25 protein-coding genes and 1 tRNA gene are annotated in these 24732 nt (G+C 39.5%); 2 read left to right on the top strand and 24 right to left on the bottom strand.

Annotated elements, in window-relative coordinates:
• Nucleotides 1–350 precede the first annotated feature (350 nt).
• The 7 genes from eno to C9J34_RS18480 form a co-directional block, all read right to left on the bottom strand.
• Nucleotides 351–1643, bottom strand: a complete 1293-nt coding sequence (gene eno, locus C9J34_RS18510; RefSeq protein WP_107841658.1) for a phosphopyruvate hydratase — start codon at nt 1641–1643, stop codon at nt 351–353.
• A 25-nt stretch (nt 1644–1668) separates the two neighbouring features.
• Nucleotides 1669–3207 (bottom strand): 2,3-bisphosphoglycerate-independent phosphoglycerate mutase, encoded by a 1539-nt coding sequence (gene gpmI, locus C9J34_RS18505; RefSeq protein WP_107841657.1) that lies wholly within the window; start codon nt 3205–3207, stop codon nt 1669–1671.
• A complete protein-coding gene (tpiA, locus tag C9J34_RS18500) occupies nt 3200–3961 on the bottom strand; it encodes a triose-phosphate isomerase (RefSeq protein ID WP_107841656.1) in 762 nt (253 codons plus the stop codon). The genes gpmI and tpiA overlap by 8 nt, the downstream gene beginning before the upstream one ends.
• A 17-nt stretch (nt 3962–3978) precedes the next feature.
• Nucleotides 3979–5163 carry a phosphoglycerate kinase gene (locus C9J34_RS18495; protein WP_107841655.1) on the bottom strand — a complete coding sequence of 395 codons (1185 nt, stop codon included), beginning with the start codon at nt 5161–5163 and terminating at the stop codon, nt 3979–3981.
• A gap of 162 nt (nt 5164–5325) precedes the next feature.
• The gene (gene gap / locus C9J34_RS18490; RefSeq protein WP_107841654.1) at nt 5326–6339 is read right to left on the bottom strand and encodes a type I glyceraldehyde-3-phosphate dehydrogenase; all 1014 of its coding nucleotides are present in this window, start codon (nt 6337–6339) and stop codon (nt 5326–5328) included.
• 44 nt (nt 6340–6383) lie between these two features.
• The gene (locus C9J34_RS18485) at nt 6384–7445 is read right to left on the bottom strand and encodes a sugar-binding transcriptional regulator (RefSeq protein ID WP_238600707.1); all 1062 of its coding nucleotides are present in this window, start codon (nt 7443–7445) and stop codon (nt 6384–6386) included.
• Between the two features lie 230 nt (nt 7446–7675).
• Nucleotides 7676–7912, bottom strand: a complete 237-nt coding sequence (locus tag C9J34_RS18480) for a glutaredoxin family protein (RefSeq protein ID WP_107841653.1) — start codon at nt 7910–7912, stop codon at nt 7676–7678.
• Between the two features lie 88 nt (nt 7913–8000).
• Here C9J34_RS18480 and C9J34_RS18475 point away from each other — a divergent pair, with 88 nt between their 5' ends.
• Nucleotides 8001–8615, top strand: a complete 615-nt coding sequence (locus C9J34_RS18475) for a spore coat protein (RefSeq protein WP_107841652.1) — start codon at nt 8001–8003, stop codon at nt 8613–8615.
• A gap of 181 nt (nt 8616–8796) precedes the next feature.
• On the opposite strand, the gene clpP is transcribed toward C9J34_RS18475, so the two are convergent.
• The gene (gene clpP / locus C9J34_RS18470; protein ID WP_107841651.1) at nt 8797–9387 is read right to left on the bottom strand and encodes an ATP-dependent Clp endopeptidase proteolytic subunit ClpP; all 591 of its coding nucleotides are present in this window, start codon (nt 9385–9387) and stop codon (nt 8797–8799) included.
• A 229-nt stretch (nt 9388–9616) separates the two neighbouring features.
• Here clpP and C9J34_RS18465 point away from each other — a divergent pair.
• Nucleotides 9617–9691, top strand: a tRNA-Arg gene (locus tag C9J34_RS18465).
• Nucleotides 9692–10138: 447 nt separating this feature from the next.
• On the opposite strand, the gene C9J34_RS18460 is transcribed toward C9J34_RS18465, so the two are convergent.
• From C9J34_RS18460 to C9J34_RS18385, 16 genes are all read right to left on the bottom strand, one after another.
• Nucleotides 10139–10549 (bottom strand): GNAT family N-acetyltransferase, encoded by a 411-nt coding sequence (locus tag C9J34_RS18460; protein ID WP_193769075.1) that lies wholly within the window; start codon nt 10547–10549, stop codon nt 10139–10141.
• An 11-nt stretch (nt 10550–10560) separates the two neighbouring features.
• A complete protein-coding gene (locus C9J34_RS18455) occupies nt 10561–10818 on the bottom strand; it encodes an HPr family phosphocarrier protein (RefSeq protein WP_107841649.1) in 258 nt (85 codons plus the stop codon).
• Nucleotides 10819–11229: 411 nt separating this feature from the next.
• Complete coding sequence (gene whiA, locus C9J34_RS18450; protein WP_107841648.1) at nt 11230–12171, bottom strand: DNA-binding protein WhiA; 942 nt, start codon at nt 12169–12171, stop codon at nt 11230–11232.
• Nucleotides 12172–12210: 39 nt separating this feature from the next.
• Complete coding sequence (locus C9J34_RS18445) at nt 12211–13188, bottom strand: gluconeogenesis factor YvcK family protein (protein ID WP_107841647.1); 978 nt, start codon at nt 13186–13188, stop codon at nt 12211–12213.
• A gap of 4 nt (nt 13189–13192) precedes the next feature.
• Nucleotides 13193–14074, bottom strand: a complete 882-nt coding sequence (gene rapZ, locus C9J34_RS18440; RefSeq protein WP_107841646.1) for an RNase adapter RapZ — start codon at nt 14072–14074, stop codon at nt 13193–13195.
• A gap of 149 nt (nt 14075–14223) precedes the next feature.
• Complete coding sequence (locus C9J34_RS18435) at nt 14224–14688, bottom strand: NUDIX hydrolase (protein WP_107841645.1); 465 nt, start codon at nt 14686–14688, stop codon at nt 14224–14226.
• 178 nt (nt 14689–14866) lie between these two features.
• A complete protein-coding gene (gene trxB / locus C9J34_RS18430; RefSeq protein WP_107841644.1) occupies nt 14867–15811 on the bottom strand; it encodes a thioredoxin-disulfide reductase in 945 nt (314 codons plus the stop codon).
• Between the two features lie 78 nt (nt 15812–15889).
• Complete coding sequence (locus C9J34_RS18425) at nt 15890–17410, bottom strand: tetratricopeptide repeat protein (RefSeq protein ID WP_107841659.1); 1521 nt, start codon at nt 17408–17410, stop codon at nt 15890–15892.
• A 652-nt stretch (nt 17411–18062) separates the two neighbouring features.
• Nucleotides 18063–18398 (bottom strand): hypothetical protein, encoded by a 336-nt coding sequence (locus C9J34_RS18420; protein ID WP_107841643.1) that lies wholly within the window; start codon nt 18396–18398, stop codon nt 18063–18065.
• A gap of 232 nt (nt 18399–18630) precedes the next feature.
• Nucleotides 18631–19245, bottom strand: a complete 615-nt coding sequence (gene hisIE, locus C9J34_RS18415) for a bifunctional phosphoribosyl-AMP cyclohydrolase/phosphoribosyl-ATP diphosphatase HisIE (protein ID WP_107841642.1) — start codon at nt 19243–19245, stop codon at nt 18631–18633.
• The gene (gene hisF / locus C9J34_RS18410) at nt 19242–19994 is read right to left on the bottom strand and encodes an imidazole glycerol phosphate synthase subunit HisF (RefSeq protein WP_107841641.1); all 753 of its coding nucleotides are present in this window, start codon (nt 19992–19994) and stop codon (nt 19242–19244) included. Before hisF ends, hisIE begins: the two co-directional genes overlap by 4 nt.
• Nucleotides 19988–20596, bottom strand: a complete 609-nt coding sequence (gene hisH, locus C9J34_RS18405) for an imidazole glycerol phosphate synthase subunit HisH (RefSeq protein ID WP_107841640.1) — start codon at nt 20594–20596, stop codon at nt 19988–19990. The genes hisF and hisH overlap by 7 nt, the downstream gene beginning before the upstream one ends.
• Nucleotides 20593–21183 (bottom strand): imidazoleglycerol-phosphate dehydratase HisB, encoded by a 591-nt coding sequence (hisB, locus tag C9J34_RS18400; RefSeq protein ID WP_107841639.1) that lies wholly within the window; start codon nt 21181–21183, stop codon nt 20593–20595. Before hisB ends, hisH begins: the two co-directional genes overlap by 4 nt.
• Before the next feature lie 2 nt (nt 21184–21185).
• The gene (gene hisD, locus C9J34_RS18395; protein ID WP_107841638.1) at nt 21186–22466 is read right to left on the bottom strand and encodes a histidinol dehydrogenase; all 1281 of its coding nucleotides are present in this window, start codon (nt 22464–22466) and stop codon (nt 21186–21188) included.
• 16 nt (nt 22467–22482) lie between these two features.
• Entirely contained in the window at nt 22483–23106 is a 624-nt protein-coding gene (gene hisG, locus C9J34_RS18390; RefSeq protein ID WP_107841637.1) for an ATP phosphoribosyltransferase, read from the bottom strand.
• A complete protein-coding gene (locus C9J34_RS18385; protein WP_107841636.1) occupies nt 23103–24266 on the bottom strand; it encodes an ATP phosphoribosyltransferase regulatory subunit in 1164 nt (387 codons plus the stop codon). Before C9J34_RS18385 ends, hisG begins: the two co-directional genes overlap by 4 nt.
• Nucleotides 24267–24732: the final 466 nt, after the last annotated feature.

The raw sequence follows: 24732 nt of genomic DNA, 5'->3' as shown, positions 1-24732 counted from the left end.
TCTCGATTTTATTTGCGACTTCCCCAATTTATTTGCGACTTCTCAAATATATTTACGATTTTCCCGATATATTTGCGACTTCTCAAATATATTTGCGATTTTCCCGATATATTTGCGACTTCTCAAAATTTATTTGCGACTTTTCCAATTTATTTGCGGCTTCTCAAATATATTTGCGACTTTCCCAATATATTTGCGACTTCTCAAAATATATTTGCGGCTTCTCAAAATATATTTGCGGCTTCCCCGATTTATTGACGGCTTCTCAAACATATTTGCGACTTCTCCATTTTATTAACTAGTTCACAAACAAAAAGCTGCCGAGAAATTTTCCCAGCAGCCGTTGCATCTTATTTTAAGTTGTAGAATGTTTTTAAGCCTAAATATTGTGCAGTTGCATCTAGTTGATCTTCGATGCGTAATAATTGGTTGTATTTAGCTACGCGGTCTGTACGAGACGGTGCACCTGTTTTAATTTGACCAGCGTTTGTTGCAACAGCGATGTCTGCAATTGTTGCGTCCTCTGATTCACCAGAGCGGTGAGAGATAACTGCTGTGTAGCCAGCGCGTTTTGCCATTTCGATTGCGTCGAATGTTTCTGTTAGCGAACCGATTTGGTTTACTTTGATTAGGATTGAGTTGCCTACGCCTTCCTCGATACCGCGAGAAAGCTTCGCTGTGTTCGTTACGAATAAATCATCGCCTACTAGCTGTACGCGGTGACCGATGCGCTCTGTTAATAATTTGTGGCCAGCCCAGTCGTTTTCATCTAAGCCGTCCTCGATTGAGATGATTGGGTATTTCGATGTTAATTCCTCGTACCAGTCAACCATTTCTTCTGAAGTTTTCACAACGCCTTCACCATCTAGGTGATATTTGCCATCTTCTTTATTAAATAGCTCTGAAGACGCTACATCCATTGCTAAACGTACTTCTTCGCCTGGCTTGTAGCCTGCTTTTTCGATTGCTTCTAAAATAACTGTAATTGCTTCTTCGTTTGAGCTTAAGTTTGGTGCGAAGCCGCCTTCGTCACCTACAGCTGTGTTTAAGCCTTTTTCTTTTAATACCGCTTTTAAGCTATGGAAAATTTCAGCACCGATGCGTAATGCGTGTGTGAAAGATTCTGCGCCTACAGGCATTACCATGAATTCTTGGATATCGACGTTGTTATCCGCATGTTCTCCACCATTTAAAATGTTCATCATTGGTACTGGTAATTGCTTCGCATTGAAGCCGCCTAAGTATTGGTATAATGGCATATCTAAGTAGTTTGCTGCTGCATGTGCTACCGCCATTGAAACACCTAAAATTGCATTGGCACCTAGTTTACCTTTGTTTTCTGTACCATCAAGCTCGATTAACGCTTGATCCACAACAACTTGGTCTAATACAGAGAAGTTGTCCTCTAGTGCTTCTGCAATAATTGTATTGACGTTTTCAACCGCTTTTAATACGCCTTTACCTAAATAGCGAGTTTTGTCGCCATCGCGTAATTCTACTGCTTCATATTCACCAGTTGATGCACCAGATGGTACGATTGCGCGACCAAATGCGCCTGACTCTGTAAATACTTCTACCTCTACTGTTGGGTTACCGCGTGAATCTAATACTTCGCGAGCATAAACTTGTGTAATAAATGGCATGTTACATTCTCCTTTTTCGTTAAGCTTATTTTGTTGTCATAATTAATGACTTACCTGTCATTTCAGCTGGCTGTTCCACTTCAAGAAGCGCGAGCATTGTTGGTGCAAGGTCTGCTAAAATACCATCTTGCTCTAAGACCGCCTCTCTTTGCGTCACAATAACTGGGACAGGGTTTGTTGTATGGGCTGTCATCGGTAAATCATCGAGTGTAATGACCTCATCTGAGTTACCATGGTCAGCCGTAATAATTGCTGCTCCGCCTTTTTCAAGGATGGCATCAACTATTTTTCCTAAACATTCATCCACTGCTTCAATTGCTTTAATCGTTGGCTCTAACATACCGCTATGTCCAACCATATCAGGGTTTGCAAAGTTTAATAGGATGGCATCAAAACGCTCTGCTTCAATTGCTTCTAAAAGTGCATCCGTCACTTCATATGCGCTCATTTCTGGCTGTAAATCATATGTCGCGACTTTTGGCGAAGCAATTAAAATACGCTCCTCACCAGCAAATTTCTCCTCACGCCCACCACTCATGAAAAATGTCACATGCGGATATTTTTCTGTTTCAGCAATGCGGAGCTGTCTTAAGCCGTTTGCAGCAATGACCTCTCCTACAGTATTCACTAAATTATCATTTTCATAAGCAACGATTGCATTCACTTCATCGCTATAATGTGTAAATGATACGAACTTTAAGTTTTCAGGATGTTTTTCTGAAAGAGCAAAACCATCAAATGCTGGATTTGTAAATACTTTCGATAACTGAATCGCACGGTCTGGTCGGAAGTTGAAGAAAATAACCGCATCATCCGTATCAACTGTTGCAGTTGGTTGTCCTTCTTTCGTAATGACGAATGGAACCACAAATTCGTCAACGACTTCACGTGTATAAGAGGAAGAAACACCCTCTTTTGCTGTTGCCGCCGTTTGACCGACACCATCCACCAATGCTTTATACGATAGCTCGACACGATCCCAACGCTTATCACGATCCATTGCATAATAGCGACCATGAATTGTTGCAAATGAACCAACGCCGATTTCTTCCATCTGCTTTTCTGTTTCCTCGATATATTCTAATGCTGTCGTTGGACCGACATCACGTCCATCTAAAAAGCCGTGTACATAAACATCTTCCACTCCATTTGCTTTTGCGAGCTTTAATAATGCAAAAAGATGCTCGTAATGGCTATGTACGCCACCATCAGATAAAAGCCCCATTAAATGTAGCTTTGAACCATGCTTTTTCGCATGCTCTGCCGCTTGTAAAAATGCTTCGTTTCGGAAAAAGTCACCTTCACGAATCGACTTATTAATACGTGTTAAGCTTTGATAAACAACACGCCCTGCGCCGATATTTAAATGCCCAACTTCAGAGTTCCCCATTTGCCCATCTGGAAGCCCTACCGCCTCACCACTCGCTGTTAACGTTGTGTGCGGATAGACATTCCAGTAACGGTCAAAGTTTGGCTTATTTGCTTGCGCTACTGCATTTCCTTTTACTTCGTCACGCAGTGCAAAGCCATCTAAAATAATTAATGCTATCGGCTTTTTAGGCATTTGCCCCCGCCTCCAATAATTTTAAATAAGATTCTGGCTGTAAGCTTGCTCCACCTACTAATGCACCGTCAATATGTTCTTTTGAAAGCAATTCAACGATATTTTCTGGTTTTACAGAGCCGCCGTATTGAATGCGGATCGCTTCCGCAACGTCGTTACCATATAACTCATTTACAACTGCGCGAATCGCACCACATGTTTCGTTCGCATCATCAGCAGTTGCTGTTTTACCTGTGCCGATTGCCCAAATTGGCTCATATGCGATGACCATATGGGTTACTTCTTCAGCTGTGAAGCCCTCTAATGCTGCACGAATTTGCCCAGATACTTTCGCTGTCGTTTGACCAGCTTCACGTTCTTCTAGCGTTTCACCACAGCAAATAATTGGTACGATACTATGATTTAAAGCTGCACGTACTTTTTTATTCACAGCCTCGTCTGTTTCATTAAACATTTCACGGCGCTCTGAGTGACCTAATACAACATAATCAACACCTACACTCGCTAACTGCGAAGGGCTTACTTCTCCTGTAAATGCACCTTCATTTTCAAAGTGCATATTTTGTGCACCAATCGCTAGCTCTGACTCCGCTTGAATTTGTACAAGTATCGGTAAATAAAGAGCTGGTGCACAAACAACTGCATCCACTTTATCATTTGATGGAATTTTATCTTGCACTGCTTCTACAAACTCCACAGCCTCATCAAATGTTTTATACATTTTCCAGTTTCCTGCAATAATTGGTTTACGCATATTTTTGCCTCCAATGATTATTTGTCATTTAACGCGAGAATGCCTGGCAACTCTTTGCCTTCCATTAACTCTAAGCTTGCACCGCCACCTGTTGAAATATGATTCATTTTGCTTGCTACTTCGAATTTTTCAACCGCTGCCGCTGAATCGCCACCGCCTATAACTGTGTAGCCTTCTGTTGCTGCCATTGCGTCTGCAACTGTTTTCGTACCGTTTGCGAACTTCTCCATTTCGAACACACCCATTGGCCCGTTCCAAATAATGAGCTTTGATTTTGCAATCACATCTGCATAATTTGCTGCTGTTTTTGGTCCGATATCAAGTCCCATCCAACCTGCTGGAATTGCATCAACATCTACTACTTGAGTAGCTGCGTCCTTTGAAAACTCATTTGCTACAACAGTATCGATTGGCATATGTAATTGCACGCCTTTTTCCTTCGCTTTATCGATAAAGCTTTTCGCTAATTCAATTTTATCTTCCTCTAATAAAGAGTTACCGACATCATGTCCTAACGCTTTAATAAATGTGAATGATAAGCCGCCACCAATAATTAAGTGATCTACTTTTTCTAATAAATTTTCAATAACACCAATTTTATCTTTTACTTTCGCCCCACCGATAATTGCTGTGAATGGGCGCTCTGGATTTGATAAGGCTTTTCCTAAAACATCTAATTCCTTTTGCATTAACAAGCCTGATACAGCAGGAATGAATTTTGCAATGCCCTCTGTTGTAGCATGTGCACGATGCGCTGCTCCGAATGCATCATTCACATAGACATCCGCTAATTTTGCAAAGCTTTGCGCCAGCTCCGTATCATTTTTCTCCTCACCTTTATGGAAGCGAACATTTTCTAATAATACGATTTTGCCCTCTTGCATTTCTGCAATCGCCGCCTCTACCGTCTCGCCAATTGACTCATCCAATTTCGTTACAGGGCGCTCGATTAATTCAGCTAAGCGTGTTCCTACTGCTGTTAGACGCATATCTTCATTTACTTCACCTTTAGGACGACCTAAATGGGAGGCTAAAATGACTTTTGCACCTGCATCAACTAGATATTGAATTGTAGGCAATGCTGCACGAATACGTGTGTCATCTGTAATATGGCCCTCTTCCATTGGCACGTTAAAGTCAACACGTACAAATACGCGCTTCCCTTTTACATCAATATCCTTCATCGTCTTTTTATTTAACATAAAAAAGCTCCCTTCAACATTATTGGTTGTGCTTTATTCACGCTATGCGGCGCACTTATTTTTATAGTAGCAAAAGTCACACCCAATGTCTTGCCATTTCTAATTTAAAAAATGGAGCAAGGGAAAAATCCCTTCCTCCATTCCCTTTTTACTCAGGCTATATTATTTGTTAAGACCTTTGCTTGCCACATATAATGCAAGATCTAATAAACGTGCAGAGTAACCACTTTCGTTATCATACCATGAAATAACTTTTACAAGTTTATTTTCTAATACCATTGTAGAAAGTCCATCGATTGTTGAAGAGCTTACGTTGCCATTGTAATCAGTTGATACTAATGGTAGCTCGTTGTAATCTAAAATACCTTTTAATTCGCCTTCTGCTGCTTCTTTAAAGGCTGCATTGATTTCTTCTACTGTCACTTCTTTGTTTAATGTTGCAACTAAGTCCACACAAGATACGTTTGGTGTTGGTACACGCATAGAGAAGCCATCTAATTTACCTTTTAATTGTGGTAATACTTTTGATACGGCTACTGCTGCACCTGTAGTTGTTGGAATCATTGATAACGCCCCTGCACGTGCACGACGTAAGTCAGCATGTGGTAAGTCAAGAATGCGTTGGTCATTTGTGTAAGAGTGGATTGTTGTCATTAATCCGCGCTCGATACCAAATTTTTCATCTAACACTTTTGCTAATGGTGCAAGACAGTTTGTTGTACAAGAAGCATTTGATAATACGTCATCTGTTTCTGGATTGTAATCTTCGTGGTTTACACCCATTACGTATGTTGGTACATCACCTTTTGCTGGCGCTGAAAGAATCGCTTTTTTAGCACCCGCTTGTAAATGATAGCCTAATTTTTCTTTATTGTTGAAAATACCTGTACATTCAAGTACGATGTCCACACCTAATTCGCCCCAAGGTAATTGTGTTGGATCTTTTTCTGCATATACTTTAATTTCTGTACCGTTCACAGTGAAAGAATTTTCTCCTGCTTTTACATCAGCATCATAGATACCGTGTACTGAGTCATACTTTAATAGGTGTGCAAGTTGACCTGCATCTGTTAAGTCGTTAATTGCAACTACTTCCACTTCACTGTTATTCATTGCTTCACGAAATACTTTGCGTCCAATACGTCCGAATCCATTAATTGCTAATTTTACTGCCATTTGAAATTCCTCCAAAAATTTATTTATAAGAGCTTAATTGCCCGTTATAGATTTTCTAAAATTGCATTTGCTGCACTTTCATCCGTAATAAAAATTGTGTTTCTAACTGGATTTTTAAAATAAGCTTGTACCGATTTAGCCTTGCTCGCTCCTGCTGCTATGGCGATAATACAATCGCTTTGCTGCACTTGCTCTAGCTGAATACCGATTGTACGAATATGATGAACAATTTGCCCTTGTTCGTCAAAATAATAGCCAAACGCCTCACCAATCGCACCTTTTTCAAGCAATAATTGCTTGTCTTCCTCACTGCTTTGCCTGCGGTCAGCCATTTCCATCGCATCACCAATGCCGTGAATAACAATATTAATATTGTCGTAAAGCTCAATCATTTCTTTGACAATTGGCTCATCTTTCATTGCGCTGTATGCTTGCTCACTTAAATGCTCTGGTAAAAATAACGTGCGATACGTTGCATGACATTGCTCAGCAAATTGTGCAACAAGCGTATTTGCCTGCATCGTTATTTCATCGCCAATTCCTCCGCGAGCTGCGATAAACTGTGCGTTTTGTAAAGCTTTATGAGGCTGTAGGTACGGTCCAATCGAGCTAACCGATGTACCGCCAGTAACTGCTATTTTACAGTTCGGCTGTGCTTTTTGCATAACAATGGATGCTGCTTCTTTTCCTATTAAAGCATAAGTACTCACATCTTGTTCAATATCGCTAGGAACGATAATGACTTGATTAATTTTGAGCGCTGCCTTCAGCTGCTGCTCCTTTTTAGAAATACCCGTTAGCTCGTGGAACAATGTCTTCAATTGCTCTAAAACGGTATACCCAAGTTCTGTACAAACCATGCCCTTTACTTGAATTTGAATCAATTGCTGGTCACTTAAAACTTGCGTCTCCTTGCGAACATCACGCTCTGTTAGCTGTAAAATATCAGCTAAAGCTCTTCTTCCAACAGGGCTTTGTAATGCAATTGCCTGCAATAAGCGAAAGCGTTTTTTGAGCAAATCATCCATTTCGGGTAGCAGTTTTCGCTGTACTTCATATAAAGAATTTCTGTTCAAAACATCACCTTCCATAAAGTGCAGCTTCATTGTTAGCTCTCATGACTCTAGCTCCGATAGACAATCCTTCTATTACGTAGTTCAATAAATGATTGCCTTGTCATACAGAATAAATATGTTGGACATTTTTCGTCCCACTAAATAAATTATGTCCCACACAAAGCAAAAAAAATTACTTCATACGTACATTATATACACGTATATAAATTTTGGCAATTCTTTTGTCTAAAAAAATAGAATAATGACGAATTGAAGCACCCTCAAGGTTGCAGTGCTTCAAATAATGTTACGTAATCAAGCATCCCGTATTGAAGAATTTGCCCTTCATACGTGACGACTGGAATCATCAGCATATATTTTTCATGTAAGGCATCGTTTTCCTCTATATTGATAATATTGAGTTCAAACGTACAATCTTCTTGCACAAGCTTTAATGTAAGTAAGCCTTCTTCACATAAATGGCAATTCGGTCTTGAATAAAAATTGACTGTTTTCATAAGCATCCCTCTTTCAATTCGCTATGTATAAAATAGCATAAGTTAGCCAACCTATAAAATGTACGACATTTGATAGGAGGAAAAATGAATGACAGGCGACTTTCAACAGGAACAACAACAATCATCAGGACCACTTTCCACAAATCATGGTGGACATGAACTTTTTGATGTACACGAAGTTTTAAGCGCAATGATTGGCGGCTTAAACCAATTTGTATTGCTGCGAGACCATGTACAGGATCCAGAGTTACTTTCCATTATGGACAAACAATACGCGTTTATGCTCGATGAATATAATATTACAGTCGAAGCATATAAAACTGGTCATGATCCTCAACATCCGACTCGCACATATAATATGCAAACAGGCAACGATTTCAAATACGGCATCACACCAAGCGAACCGAAAAAGCCAATGCAAGCGGCTAGCGAGCTAGATGATTCCATTATCGCAGGATGTATATTAAGCACACATAAGGTTGGTGCTACAGGAAAAGCAAAGGCAGCGCTCGAAACATGTAACCCTGTGTTACGTCGTGTGCTACAAGATTCCATACCAAACTGCATTGAAATGGCTTATGAAATTTCAATTTACCAAAACAAAAAAGGTGAATATCAAGTGCCACAATTAGCAGCATCTGATATGCAGGCAATGCTGAACATGTACGGTCAAGGGCAAATGGCAAAGAATATGCCAAATTAAAAAATGAGCGTCCTCCTCTTGGGGGAGGCACTCATTTTTAGAGCAAATTAACTTATCGGCGATATTCACAATATATCAGCGATTTCCGATGATTTATCAGCGATATTTTCAATATATCAGCGACTTCAGTCAATCAATCAACAAAAAGCTACCTGAAAATAATTTTCCAGGTAGCTTTTTCTTATTTTACTTGATTGCGGTCGATAATTTCATCGATTAAGCCGTAAGCTTTTGCTTGTTCAGCCGTCATAAAGTTATCGCGGTCTGTGTCGCGAGCAAGTGTTGCATAATCTTGACCTGTTTTTTCAGCCATGATAGTGTTTAATTTTTCGCGTAAGTGTAAAATGCGTTTTGCAGCGATTTCGATTTCAGTCGCTTGCCCTTGTGCGCCACCAAGTGGTTGGTGAATCATCACTTCGGCGTTTGGTAAAGCAAAGCGTTTACCTGGCTCACCAGCAGTTAATAAAAATGCGCCCATCGATGCAGCCATACCGATACAAATTGTTTGTACTTTTGGTTTGATGAAGTTCATTGTATCGTAAATTGCCATACCTGCTGTAATTGAACCACCAGGAGAGTTAATGTATAAAGAAATATCTTTATCTGGATCTTCAGCTTCTAAAAATAATAGCTGTGCTACAATTGAGTTTGCTACATTATCATCAATTGCGCTACCTAATAAAATAATACGATCTTTTAGCAAGCGTGAATAGATATCGTAAGCACGCTCACCACGGTTTGTTTGTTCAATTACTGTAGGAATTAAATTCATAAAAAAATCCTCCTTTATAAAAGGTAAATGCATATACTAATTTGTTGAAAAGTTAAGCTTCTTCAACTGTATTCTTATCATACACATAATAGTCAATAAAGGTCAAATATAAACTCTGTAAATTTATCTTGAAATATTCATCTGACGTTTGTATAATAGGAAGGTCGTTAATTTTTACATACTACGACGATTTTATCACCATTCAGAGCTTTGCACAATTTTTGCACTTGTCCTCGTGGTGTAATGGATAACACTGAAGATTCCGGTTCTTCCGCTGGGGGTTCGATTCCCTCCGAGGGCACCATTTTACTGTTTCAATATTATATTTTGTATAGCAAGACCTGATTTATGAGCCAATTAGTTTAGCAGCCTAATTGCCCATAAGAGGGAGTTGATGGATAAAGGCGATATCACACTGTACCGATTGAGCCTTATCCACCTCTCTTTAAACTACTTATGATTGACTTTTTTAATTCATGACAACTAGCATTTGAATATAAATAAGTGAGCAATAAAGGTTTATCGGTTTTAATAAAGAAAGAGAGTGTCTGAAAAATGGTCTAACGTACCACTTTTCAGACACTTTTTGCTGTTTTGTTGAAATAATAGCTCATTTATAAAAAAAGTGCCTTTCTTTTAAAACGAATAAGGGAAACCTAAACTCAGAGGCATTTTCGATTTTCTAGACCGCCTCTATTTTATTTTTTCATAAAAAATGGCCAGTTGGCGGATGCCCTCTGACCGTAACTATTTATTTTTTCAAGAAAATTTCATGAAGATTTGCATTTGGATAATAGAGAGAGCCAAACTCCTCATAGCCATTCTTTTTATAAAACTCAGGTCCTTGAAAATCAAAGGTTTCGACACGAATAACCTCACAGCCAAAGCCGTGTAAATCCGCTTCGATTGCTTTTAAAAGTTTCGTGCCAATTCCCTTATGGCGATAATTATCATCAACCCACAATGTGTCAATATAACCAATCTTATAGTAAGAAGAATAACCAAATACACCACCGATTATTTTGCCATCATCCTCCACTACATGTTTAAAAGAAATGAATTCCTTCTCCTGTAATAGTGGTTTTTTTCGCAGATTATATTCCGTTAGTTGACCTTCAATAAATTCAACTTCTTCACTTGTAGCTTCTCTATATTTATACATCATTTTTCATTTCAGTCTTTCTGTTCAATAAATTCGGTTAGTGCAGCTACCGCTTTTTCCGCATCATCGCCAGCAGCGATTAAAGTAACTTGCGTGCCTTTTGCAATCGCTAAGCTCATCACACCCATAATGGATTTTGCATTTACTTTTTTATTGTCCTTTTGTAAAAAAATATCCGATTTATAGCGATTTGCTTGCTGTACAAAAAGTGCTGCCTGCCTTGCCTGCAATCCCGATTTTAATTTGACTTCTACTTGATTTTCAATCATTCTCTTTTCTCCCTTTCCTATGCCGCGCATCTATATGACCTTATCTTATCGAATTTATAGGAAAAGAACAATGTATTCGTTTTCAAATTTACTTTGATTTAGCAATGTTTTTTTGTACTGAAAGTGAAACGACAGGTGAAGAAAATTCCCACTTCAGGTCAGTAACAAGACGAATGCTTAAATAACAATATATTTCCATTGAGAAAAAAGAACTCAGTGTAACATCCTCACGTCCTGTGATAACGACTGAATGGCCAACATCTTGTTGCCTCAAATCCTTTAGCTGATGTCATAGATTTTGCAGAGTGACCAGGTCAGTTAACCATTGTCATACGACATAACGATTTTAGGTTAACTTCCTCTGGCGCACTCAAAAAATCTGGACACAATTACGTCAAAATGTCATTGACTTTATATTTTTTCTCCACGTCGAATAGCTTCGGCAATTTCATCGATTTTGCGCAGGCGATGGTTGACACCTGATTTACTAACAACGCCTGTTGATACCATTTCACCTAGCTCCTTCAGTGTCACGTCCTGATACTCTACACGTAGACGCGCGATTTCACGCAGCTTTTCAGGTAGTTGATCTAGTCCAATAGCATTATCGATATAACGTATATTTTCAACTTGGCGCAATGCAGCGCCAATCGTTTTATTCAAATTTGCGGTTTCACAATTTACGATACGATTCACACTATTTCGCATGTCTCGTACAATGCGCACATCTTCAAATTTCAGCATCGCTTGATGAGCACCTACTAAGCTTAAAAAATCTGAAATTTTTTCAGCCTCTTTTAAATAAGTGACAAAACCCTTTTTTCGTTCAATTGTTTTCGCATTTAACTGGAAAGTATTCATTAGCTCTGCAAGTGCCTCACCATGCTCTTTATACAATGAATAAATTTCCAAATGATAAGACGATGTTTCAGGGTTATTAACTGAACCCCCTGCTAAAAAAGCACCACGTAAATATGCTCTTTTATGATTCTTTTTCTGAACTAGCGATTGTGCGATTGCATGGTTAAATTGAAATTCATCTGAAATAATTTGTAAATCTGTTAACAGTTCTCGAGCGCCTTCACGCAATCGGCATATATAGACATTATTTTTCTTTAAACGCATCTTTTTTCGAACAAGCAGTTCTACATTATACGGGTAAAGCTTTTTCACAATCGTATAAAGCCGTCTTGCAATCGCAGCGTTTTCCGTTTGAATATCTAAGCTAAGCTGGCGGTTGGCAAATGATAAAGAACCATTCATACGAATTAACGCAGAAACTTCCGCCTTTAAACTTGCATCATCTACGTCTACCTGTGTCAGCTCTTTTTTTGTTTCCGATGCAAACGACATCTATGCCTCCCCCTTTCTCTACAAAAATACATTGCGTCACTACATTTTCTTTCTTCTCTGTTTTTGTTCGTTATACTCTTCCAACCATTGTGCCACATTACCTGTATGATGTCGCACCGTATTATTTTTAATAAGTGCGATTTCCTTTTGAATGACTTCAATGCCCATTTGCTCAATGCGCTCCACATCAACCGTAACTGGCTCTGCACACTCCACCTGATAACTATCAATAACCGCTTGTGGAATAGTAAAATCATTCACGAGCGCCTTTTGAATAAATGGTGCTTTCATGTGGGCGTGGATCGCTTCGATGTGATCTGCCGCGCTATACTTTGACGTTTCACCTTTTTGTGTCATTAAATTACAGATGTAAATTTTTTCAGCTTTCGAGCGGAGAACAGCCGTACCAATTTCCTCTACTAATAAATTTGGAATAATACTCGTATATAAACTACCAGGACCAATTAAAATATAGTCAGCACTATGTATCGCGCGAATCGCAGCTGGCAAAGGAGCTACATCTCCTGGTGATAAAAACACCCGCTTAATGGCTACTTCTGCTTGTGGAATGCGTGACTCTCCTTCAATGTACGTGCCATCTACTAACTCTGCATGCAATGTTACTTTTTTATTAGACGCAGGCAATACTTTACCATGTACATTGAGCACTTTACTCATTTCCGCAATCGCATGGCTAAAATCACCTGTGATATCTGTCAATGCCGTTAACATTAAATTCCCTAATGAATGTCCACCTAAATCTTCCGAGTGAGAGAAGCGGTATTGAAACATTTGCTCAACTAGCGGCTCCACATCGGATAGTGCAGCAATTACATTGCGTATATCGCCTGGCGGTGGAATATCGTAGTCATCGCGAAGGCGTCCTGAAGATCCACCATCGTCCGCTACAGTAACGATCGCTGTAATATCAAAGGACTTCTTTTTTAAACCTCGTATAACGGTGGAAAGCCCTGTGCCCCCACCGATGACTACGATTTTTTTATTGCGTTTCTCCATCCCATCAAGCCTTTCTACGATTAATATCTCGATGTGTCACAATTGTATGCTCGATTTGGCCAAGCAGCTTGCCAAAATATTCAGCTAATGTGACAGAGCGATGTTGACCTCCTGTACAGCCAAATGCAATAACTAATTGAGATTTCCCCTCTTTCCTGTAGAGAGGAACCATAAATTGTAATAAATCTGTTAACTTTGCGATTAATTGCTGCGTCTCCTCTGTCGCTAAAACATAGGATGAAACCTCTGTTTGCAAGCCCGTTTTTTGTCGTAGCTCTTCAACGTAATATGGATTTTTCAAAAAGCGTACATCGAATACTAAATCGGCATCAATAGGCATGCCATGTTTAAAGCCAAAGGACATCACATTCACCGAGAAAATTGGCTTGTTTGAATGAGCAAATTTACTCGTAATAATTTCACGTAGCTCTCTTGGCTTTAATGTCGATGTATTAATAACCGTTTTTGCATGACTCTTAATCTCTTCAAGCAACTGACGCTCTAACTTAATGCCGTCTAACAGTAAACCAGCAGGCGATAATGGATGTGAGCGTCGCGTTTCTTTATATCGTCTTACCAAGGCCTCATCATCGGCATCTAAAAATAAAATATTTCCTTGAATATCTTCTTGATTTGCTAATTCATTTAAAACGGCTGATACCGATTCAAAAAATTGATGCCCACGTAAGTCCATCACAACTGCTATCCGTGAAATTTTCCTTTCTGAATCACGCATTAGCGCTAAAAATGTTGTTAGTAACTCTGGTGGAATGTTATCGACACAATAAAATCCTAAATCTTCAAAACTTTGCACTGCTACCGTCTTACCAGCGCCAGACATTCCTGAAATAATTACTAGTTCCTGTGCATACGTTTGATTATCCATATCGATTAGTTCTCCCTTCTGTTATCCTGTATTAACAAGCTGTAAGATCATTCGCTTCAAAAGTTGGAGCAAAATGACGGTTCACAAAACTTGAATGGTGAAGCTAACCGTCCATGGGAGATGAAGTCCCTTAGAGTGTTAGATTCACTTTATTCCTGTGAATTTTGTATCGTTTCACTTAAAAGCTCAAATTGCTCTGTATACTCAAAAGTACCGTATTGTATCCCTTGTTGTGATGCAACAAACAATAAATTCGTTCGATCTCCTTCAGCCATTGGTAAATGGTGCAATTGATTGATATCAAACCAGCCAAGTATACCTTCCTTCGTTTCCTCATAAGGTACACCTTCAATGCCATGTGCAACAAACGTATAAAGCATCCATTCGTTAATGATTTCTTGCTCTCGCTTAATAACCATCGTATAGACACCTTTTAAATGAACATTTTTCGGTGTTGTATTCGTTTCTTCTTGAAATTCACGAACAGCTGCCTCAAAAATGGATTCACCGCTCTCCATCTTCCCACCTGGCGCTACATACCACCCACGCCTTGGTTTTTGTAATAATAAGGCTTTGCCATCCTGTATTGCTAATAAATTGGCGATTCTTTGCATATCTTCACCTCTAATTCAATTGCTATGCTTTAATTATACATTGCTTAAGCTGTTTTAAGCACAAAAAAGAGGCTGCTTCTGCAAATAAGCAGAAACAACCTAAAAAAGGGAGATTCACTAATACATTTAGTATACCCTTTGATTGTTGCAAGAAAGTTACAGCATTATTAAAGTTCGATTAAAGTTGATGCTTTTCCTTTAATTCCTCAACAAAATGCTGTGCGGATTGTGCAGCAATACTGCCGTCACCTGTCGCTGTTACGATTTGACGAAGCATTTTATCACGCACATCTCCAGCCGCAAAAATACCTGGTACGGCTGTTTCCATTTTTTCATTCGTTACAACATAGCCTGCTTCATTTAAAATATTTAACTTTGCAAACGGTGCAGTTAGCGGAAGCATGCCGACATATACGAATACACCATCTGTTTTCACTTCTGTTTCTGTACCATCTACTGTAGATGTTAATGTCACGCTACCTACTTTACCATTATCTTCATTCACTTCTTTTACTGTTGAATTCCAAATGAAGTCCACTTTTTCGTTCGCAAATGCGCGATCTTGAAGAATTTTTTGTGCACGTAATTTGTCACGGCGGTGAACAATTGTTACTTTATCTGCAAAGCGTGTTAAATAGACACCCTCTTCTACAGCAGAATCTCCTCCACCGACAACGATTAAATTCTTTTGCTTAAAGAACGCACCGTCACATACTGCACAGTAACTAACACCGCGTCCACCAAGCTCTTGCTCGCCTGGCACGCCCATTTTTTTGTATTCTGCACCTGTCGAAATAATAATCGCACGTGTTTTATATTCTTTTTTACCAGAAACAATCGTTTTATATTGCTCACCATTAATGATTTCTGTTACGTCACCATAAGCATACTCAGCGCCGAATTTTTTTGCATGCTCAAACATTTTCGTTGATAATTCTGGTCCTAAAATATGATCAAAACCGGGATAGTTTTCAACTTCTTCCGTATTCGCCATTTGCCCACCTGGAATACCACGCTCAATCATCAATGTAGCTAAGTTTGCACGAGATGCATAAACCGCTGCTGTCATTCCTGCTGGCCCAGCACCAATAATGACTACATCATAAATTTTTTCCTCTACCATAAAAAAATCCTCCTCAGAACTCTACTACTAGACTGCATTCATCGTATACAATTCAAAAGCTAGTTTCAAATAAAATGCCTATTCGAACTCTGTCGGTACAAATGCCAATAACTCATTCATATATTTCGTCAATGTCGCTACACTAACATGATAATTTTCTGCACATTGCTTTTTCGTCACATTATCTCCCAATGCCGATTGCAACATATAGTCTATCGCTGCCGCAATAGCAACAGGATTTTTAAAAGCATAGCTTGAACGTAACGCTAGCTCACCAATGGAAAACCATAATTGCAGCGCAGATGCTGTAGCGTAGTTGAGCTGGTTGCGTGTTTCAAATAATCTCTCCGCTACTTCTAAAAAACGTACGAGGCCCTTTTCAGCCTCTGTTTGCATCGAAAATTCATGTCCAAGCGCATAAGCTAAACAAAGCTTTTCTGTTTCATTATATTGCTCAATATTAATCCATTTAGGATGCGCGATAATTTCCTGTTTATGTGGTGAATGCTTTAAAATAAAAAAGCCAAATAAGCGATCTGATGTATAGTTACTATTGATTTTCTCAATAATTAACTCGCGATTTTTTTCTAATGCCTGCTCTCCTAAAGTGAGTGAATTCATATGCCATGGCTCTAGCCCTTCCTTTGATGGGTCTAAAGCAAGCAATGTTTTCCATGCAGCTTGTGCTACCTCCTCCTGCTCAGAGAAATAGGCAGACTGTGCCAGCCAATAATAGAAGCCTGGATCACCGTCATAGCCTCGCTTATGCATCGAACGTAGCCATTTATAAGCGACCTTGTATTCCCCAATTAAAGCTAAAGTCGCACCAAGCTTATAACGATTTTCCCAATCATAAGGCTGGATTTTTTTCAATAAAGCTGTCAATCCTTCCAGCTCTTCTTCCTCGCGCTCATAATAAGCAAAAACAGCTAGATTACAAAGCGCATGTAAGTTGCCATGATTTTCACGTAAAACCTGCTTTAATAGTGCATATGCATGCTCTTTTTCACCAATATAAAAATAGGCAAGCGATAAATTATTATAAGCCGGCCATGCATCAGGGAATTTTTCAATCAACTGCTCTAGCACTTCGATGGCTTTCGGAAAAGCTCCTTGCTCCATCAAGCGACGTGCCTTTTCTTGTGCAATTAATTTCTCTGCATCTTGCTCATCCACGTCTTCGGATAAATCTTGCTCAAATTCTACAAAGTCTAAAATTTCATATGCATCGAGCGCATATATACCCTCTGGCTCCTGTGCTAAATATTGCTCAGCATATTTTTGGGCATCATGTATTAAACCTAAACAGCCTGAAACATCTGCTAGTAAAAAAATAATTTCCGCATTGCTTGGCTCCAAGCTATATGCTGTATGAATTAATTCATATGCATGCTCATAGTTTTGAGCCTCTATCTCTAAAAGACCGTACTGTGTTAAAACACGCACATCATCTGGATTTAATTCCACAGCACGCTTTAAATATTTATAAGCTTTATCAATTTGCTCCTTTTCTAGCGCCTTCACTGCTTTGTTATAATAGTAATCACCAGTTGGCACAAAGGAGACGATATTTTCTTTTCTTTGTTCTTTATTTTCCAACAATATTTCCTCCGAAACAAGAATAGGGGCTGTTGGAAAAAGCAGGTACATCCCACTCTTCTCCAACAGCCTATACGCATTTTAGTAAAGCGCTAGCCGTTCAGAAACAAATCTTGCCTCACAGCAAAATTTAACCAAATAGCACTAACGAACTATTATTTTCACATATCAAAATTTATTCAACAGCCCCATATAACTTTCATATTATTATAGCATAAACAATTTAATAGTCATTGTTTTATTTTGTCTTTGTCATGAACGTCTAAATCATATTGATTATGCGAACACGCTCAAAAAAATTCCTTGATAGGTTCTTGATTTTCAACTTTTTTGTCATTGAGGAATCGTTTTAGAAAGAGTCAATAAGTTCATTGATTTGGATATAAGTCTCTTGGTTCGATAAAGCCTCAGAGACTTAATGAACAGGCTTCCAGTTTAGCAATTATCAACTCACTACCTCAAGTTATTTTCTTCATTATATGCTACGGGAAGCGCATGTGAAAATAAAAAGGCACTTGCGAGAATGACCTATCACTCCCACAAGTGCTGCTGTTATTTTTTTGTTTTTTCAGTGCGCTTACCAACACGAATGGTCTTTTTCAAAAATTTTATCGCATCATTCGTTGTAGTTTCTAATACATCGAATGGTTCATCAAGTTAAATTACCTGAAAATATTAATTTTGTATGTTTATAAATAATAATTGTAGCAGTTATTAACACAATCAGCTGTTTTACAATAGGCATCAAATTAGAAAATATCACAAAAATTAATCCTAATGTAGTAAGAACCTCAGTTAATACGATTTTTGTTTTCATATTTTTCTTAATTAGCCTATTTTTAAGAAGGATTATCCATCCTCCAATAAATAACACAGCTAACCAAAAGATATATAAATCCGGATTTAATGCATATCCGAATAATGGAACATATAACAGGAAATATGCCCATTTTGAAAGTTTGAATAGTTTTTCTGTATGTTTATCCAATTTCAATCAACTCCTTTTAAAGGAATAATCACCATATTCCTTGTGTATAATTAGGGAATGCTCTTCAATATAAATACCTTTCTCTCGAACTCCTACTAGTAGAAAAAACTAACATAAATTAGTTAATGAAGCAGCTCCAATAATCAATAAAGCAACAGGACTACCTATTAATTATAGCAATAAAAAACAAAAACTGTAAGAAAAGCATACATATGCATGCTTTTCCTACAGTTTATTTTTTCTGATGTCTTTCCTCTAGCACCTTTAACACTTCGTAAATATCGACCTTTTGCTCCTGCAATAATACGAGCAAGTGATACATTAAGTCAGCAGCTTCCCACTTTACTTCTTCCGTATCTCGGTTTTTGGCACCGATGACGACTTCCATCGCTTCCTCACCAATTTTCTTGCCAATTTTATCGATACCTTTATCGAATAAATAGGTCGTATATGCACCTTCTGGCATCTCTTGTTCTCGCTCTTTAATTAACTCGCTTAATTTTGAAAGAATGCTGACAGAGCCGACATCCTCATTGCGTACAAGCTCCTCTGTAAAACAAGAGATTGTGCCATTATGGCATGCTGGACCTGCTGGTAACACCTCGACAACTAAAGCATCACGATCGCAATCTGTCGTAATCGAAACGACTTGCTGCGTGTTGCCACTTGTTGCTCCTTTATGCCACAATTCATTGCGCGAGCGCGAAAAGAACCATGTTTCATTTGTTTCGATGGTTTTTGCTAAAGATTCCTCATTCATATAAGCAACTGTCAATACTTCCTTCGTTTTCGCATCTTGTACGACAGCCGTTATTAAACCTTGTTCATTAAACTTCACATCAATCATCGCACACAAACTCCTTTATCACGTAAATATGCTTTAATTGCAGCTACGCTCGTTTCTTTGTAATGAAAAATGGACGCGGCTAGCGCAGCATCAGCATTTTTCAATACTTCAGCAAAATGCTCCGCATTCCCCGCACCACCACTTGCAATGACAGGCACTGTTACCGCATCACGAATCGCCTTTGTTAAGGCAACATCAAAGCCTGATTTTTCACCGTCACGGTCCATGCTCGTTAATAAAATTTCACCAGCACCTAAACGCACCGCCTCTTCCGCCCAATCAACGGCTTGCCATGTTGTTTTATTGCGTCCGCCATGCGTATAAACCATCCATGTGCCATCTTCTTCACAAAAATGTGCATCAATCGCCACGACAATACATTGTGAACCGAAATAATCTGCTCCTTCTTGAATTAACACCGGGCGCTCCAATGCGGACGTATTGATCGATACTTTATCTGCACCAGCTCGCAATATACGCTTCATATCCTCCAATGTGCGAATACCTCCACCAACTGTAAAGGGGATTGCTAAGGTAGCTGCTGTTTGACGTACGACACCCTCCATCGTCGCGCGCCCTTCATAAGAAGCTGAAATATCTAAAAAAACAAGCTCATCTGCGCCTTGCTCATCATAAAATGTCGCAAGCTCTACAGGATCACCCGCATCGCGTAATGACTCAAACTGAATTCCTTTTACAACGCGTCCATCCTTGACATCCAAACACGGAATAATACGTTTCGTTAACATTGCTTCACACCTTCCAACCATTGCTGCAATAAGAATAAGCCGAACTGTCCTGATTTTTCAGGATGAAATTGCATGCCTGTAAAATTATTTTTCGCTACAATTCCAGGTACTTGCACATCGTAATAATCCGCAAATGCAACAAGCTCCTCCCGCTTTAACTCGCTCGCATAAAAGGAATGTACAAAATAAACGAAGCGCTCCTCTTGCAATGATGTCAGCCAATTTGGCATCTGTGCAAACTGTAAGTCATTCCAGCCCATATGTGGAATGCGCGGTATCTTCTGAAACTTTGTAATACGCCCTGAAAAAATGCCAAGCCCTTTTGTATAAGCCACTTCATCGCTTTCTTCAAATAAAAGCTGCATACCAAGGCAAATACCAAGCAACGGCTTCTTTGTCGATTCAATAAAGGAGGTCAGCCCTGCATCGTGCAGGCGTTTCATTGCGTCTGGAAATGCACCTACCCCCGGTAAAATAAGAGCATCCATCGCATCTAATTGCGCTCTATCTGCCGTCACAGTAACGTCGACGCCTAAACGCTTTAACGCCTGCTCAACGCTAAATAAATTGCCCATACCATAATCAATTATGCCAATTCTCACGTTAACAGCCCCTTTGTTGACGGTACACCTTTTACGCGTGGATCAATCTGGATTGCATCGTCTAACGCTCTTGCTAACGCCTTGAAAATTGCCTCAATTATGTGATGCGTATTATGTCCATATGGGACGATGACATGGACATTCATACGTGCCTCTAATGCAAATTTCCATAAAAATTCGTGGACAAGCTCCGTGTCGAATATGCCTACTTTTTCTGTTAATGTTGGCACTACACGATACTCTAAATGTGGACGATTCGAGCAATCCACGACAACTTGTGCTAAGGCATCGTCCATCGGTACAAAAGCATTGCCATAGCGCTTAATACCCTTTTTATCGCCTAGTGCTTCACGCACCACCTGCCCTAACACAATACCAATATCCTCTGTCGTATGATGTGCATCAATATGCGTATCACCATCTGCAATAATTTTGCCATCAAATAAGCCATGCTTCATAAATAAGTCGAGCATATGATCCATAAAAGGTACGCCTGTCTCAATTTGTGCCTGTCCTTCTCCATCTAAATTTAACTCTACTGTAATTTTCGTTTCATTTGTCTTGCGTTCTATTTTTGCGTACCGCATCTTTATATCTCTCCTTTTTCCCAGCCGCGCGCCTCAACCGCTCTAGCATGCCCTTCTAGCCCTTCTAATCTCGCTAAACGTGCAATCTTTGGAGCATTTTGTTTCCACGTTTGCTCACTATAATAAACAATGCTTGTGCGTTTAATAAAATCATCGACATTCAAGCCACTCGCAAAGCGTGCTGTGCTATTTGTTGGCAAAACGTGGTTCGTGCCTGCAAAATAATCACCGACAGGCTCTGAGCTGTAACGTCCGATAAAAATTGCACCTGCATGTGTAATTTTTTGTGCATCTTCCTCCGCATTTACTGTCATAATTTCTAAATGCTCCGGCGCTAAAGAATTCACTGCCGCAATGGCCATTTCCACCGTTTCCGCAATATAAATTTGCCCGAAACGCTCAATCGCTTGTCGCGCAATGCTTTCTCTCGGTAATGTAGACAGCTGTCGTTCCACTTCCTCGGCTACTTCCTCTGCGAGCGATTCACATGTTGTAATTAAAATCGCACATGCTAATGCATCATGCTCTGCTTGTGATAATAAATCAGCCGCCACTTCATCTGCATAGGCGGTTTCATCTGCTAATATAGCAATTTCACTCGGTCCTGCAATCATATCAATCGCCACTTCGCCAAATACTTCACGCTTCGCCAATGCCACATAGATATTGCCTGGCCCTGTAATTTTATCCACAGGTGCAATTGTTTCCGTGCCATAAGCTAATGCCGCAATCGCTTGTGCACCACCAATTTTATAAATTTCTGTTACCCCTAAAATATGTGCCGCTACAAGCACCGCATCTGGCAACTGACCATTTTTACTAGCAGGTGATGTGATAACGATGCGTTTTACCCCTGCAACTTGTGCTGGAATCACATTCATTAATACCGATGATGGATAAGCCGCTGAACCACCCGGCACGTATAACCCCACCGCCTCTAATGGTATAATGCGCTGTGCCAAATAAGAGCCATCTGCTAAAGGTAACTTATAACCTGTGCGGTGCTGTTGTTCATGATAAAGGCGAATATTTGCTGCTGCCTCTGTTAAATCTTGTAACAACACTTGATCGAAATTTGCCAAAGCTTGATCTATCTCTCCTTGCGACACACGAAAATCGGTTAAGGCAACACCATCCCATTTTTCGCTATATGTACGAATTGCTGTATCACCCTGCGCCTTGACATTGGCAAGCACCTCACGCACGACAGCTAGTTGCTGTTCATTGCCCCCCTCTAATGGGCGCTTTAACGAAATATGATTAGTTAATGTTATAATTTGCATACATTAGCCCTTCTCTCTACTGAACACATTTTCTTAAACGACTTACCATCTCTTGAATGCGCACACTTTTTAAACGATAGCTTACGGGATTTGCAATTAAACGTGATGAAACATCTGCGATATGCTCATATTCCACAAGCCCGTTTTCCTTTAACGTACGTCCAGTTGACACTATATCGACAATGCGATCTGCTAGCCCAATCATCGGTGCAAGCTCGATAGAACCATTTAATTCGATAATTTCAACCTGTTCGCCAATTTCTTTATAATATTTCGTCGCAATATGTGGATATTTTGTTGCGATGCGTGGTGCTACCTCGTTCATCGTTGTATTAGGTAAGCCTGCCGATGCAATATAGCAGGTGCTAATTTTTAAATCGAGTAGTTCATGCACCGTGCGCTGCTGCTCTAATAAAACATCCTTCCCTGCAATGCCAATATCCGCAACACCATGCTCTACATAAACTGGTACATCCATTGGCTTTGCTAAAATAAAGCGAATATTTTCCTCTGGAATTGCAATCATTAGCTTTCGGGTTTCTTCCATGTCATCAGGTAATTGAAAACCTGCATTTTCTAATATTTTGCATGCTTCCATAAAAATGCGCCCTTTCGGCATTGCAATCGTTAACTCTGTCATTGCTGCTCCTCCTCTTGCACGTAAATAACCTCACTAAATTGCCTTTGATATGCAGCAATATTTGTTAAATCATTCATCACCTGCATTGTCACACGACGACCATCTGCGCGTAAATTTACTGCACGTTGCAATGCTTCACTATACAAAGCTGGCTCAAATAACAGCAAAATGGTTACTACCATCGAATCACTCGTTGGAATAATTTCTAATAACCGGTCTACACGTAAGCCAAAGCCTGTCGCTCCAACCTCTGAGCCAAAATGTGCTAAAAGCCCATCATAGCGACCACCATTACCAAGAGGAAAACCACTACCTGCCGCAAATACTTCAAACAGCATACCTGTGTAATAATTCATATGGCTCGCAATTGTAAAATCAAACGTAATATAGTCCATTAAATTTGCTTGCTTTAGCAATTGCTCTAGCTCATACATATATGTTAATTCATTTGCATTGACTACGTATTTCTCTATTGTAAGAACCGATTGCACATTCATTGCTTCCTCAATAAATTGAAGTAAAATGTCGCTATTTTCCTGCGGTAAATTAAATGACACTACTGTTTCCTCAAACCCTACATAATTGCGCTCTACTAATAATTGACGCAATGCATGCATCTGCTCATCATTCATCGTGTAGTGCTGCAAAATCGCTTGTAATACACGTGCATGTCCAATCGTAATTGTAAAAGCTTTAATCTTTAATTGCTGGAGCAGCTGAATTGCTGTGATAATCACCTCTGCATCTGCAAAAACAGAGGTATCACCAATTAACTCAATCCCCATTTGCTCAAACTCGGCTGGACGTCCCCCCTCCGTTTGCTGTGCGCGGAAAACACTTGCAAAATAGGCGAGGCGCTGTGGGATTTTTTCCTTCAATAGCTTAGCTGTTGCAATACGCGCAATCGGTGTCGTCATATCAGGACGCAATACCAGGAGATTACCTTGATTATCCACTAGCTTAAAGAGAGAAGCATCAGGGATAGCAGAGGCCTTCCCTACTGTATCGTAATACTCCACTGATGGTGTTTTTATAAAATCATAGCCACGAGCATATAAAAAATGTCGCCCTTGTGCTCGAATTGCCTCTAATTTTTCATACGTTTGTGGGAATGTATCACGCATTCCTAGCGGTTTTTCAAATAATTTTATCGTAGACATCATTACGCACCTCAATACAATACTTTAGTTCACTAGTGTGATGGTATAATAAAGCGATGATATTGTCAAGACTTCCACTTGCTTGTTTTTCCAAAATTATGTCTTCAATCACTTATGGTGAGGCGTAAGTGACTGAAGATCTTTGACATTAGCTGCGTTCCTTTTCCGTGAGCTTTAGGTGGATTTTGCGTGTTATTAGCGTTTTTCCATGAGTTATTTGCGAATTCTTTGGGATATCTGCGTTTCTCGTGATTTATCTGCGGATTCTCTGAGATATCTGCGCTTTCTCATGATTTATCTGCGGATTCTTCGAGATATCTGCGCTTTTCCATGATTTATCTGCGGATTCTTCGAGATATCTGCGCTTTCCTATGATTTATCTGCGGATTCTCTGAGATATCTGCGCTTTCCTATGATTTATCTGCGAATTCTTCGAGATATCTGCGCTTTCTCGTGATTTATCTGC

The sequence above is a fragment of the Metasolibacillus meyeri genome (assembly GCF_003049505.1).
In the GTDB taxonomy this organism is placed as follows: Bacteria; Bacillota; Bacilli; order Bacillales_A; family Planococcaceae; genus Metasolibacillus; species Metasolibacillus meyeri.
The sequence above is the reverse complement of the archived record's forward strand: the minus strand, read 5'-3'. Positions and strand labels throughout refer to the sequence as shown.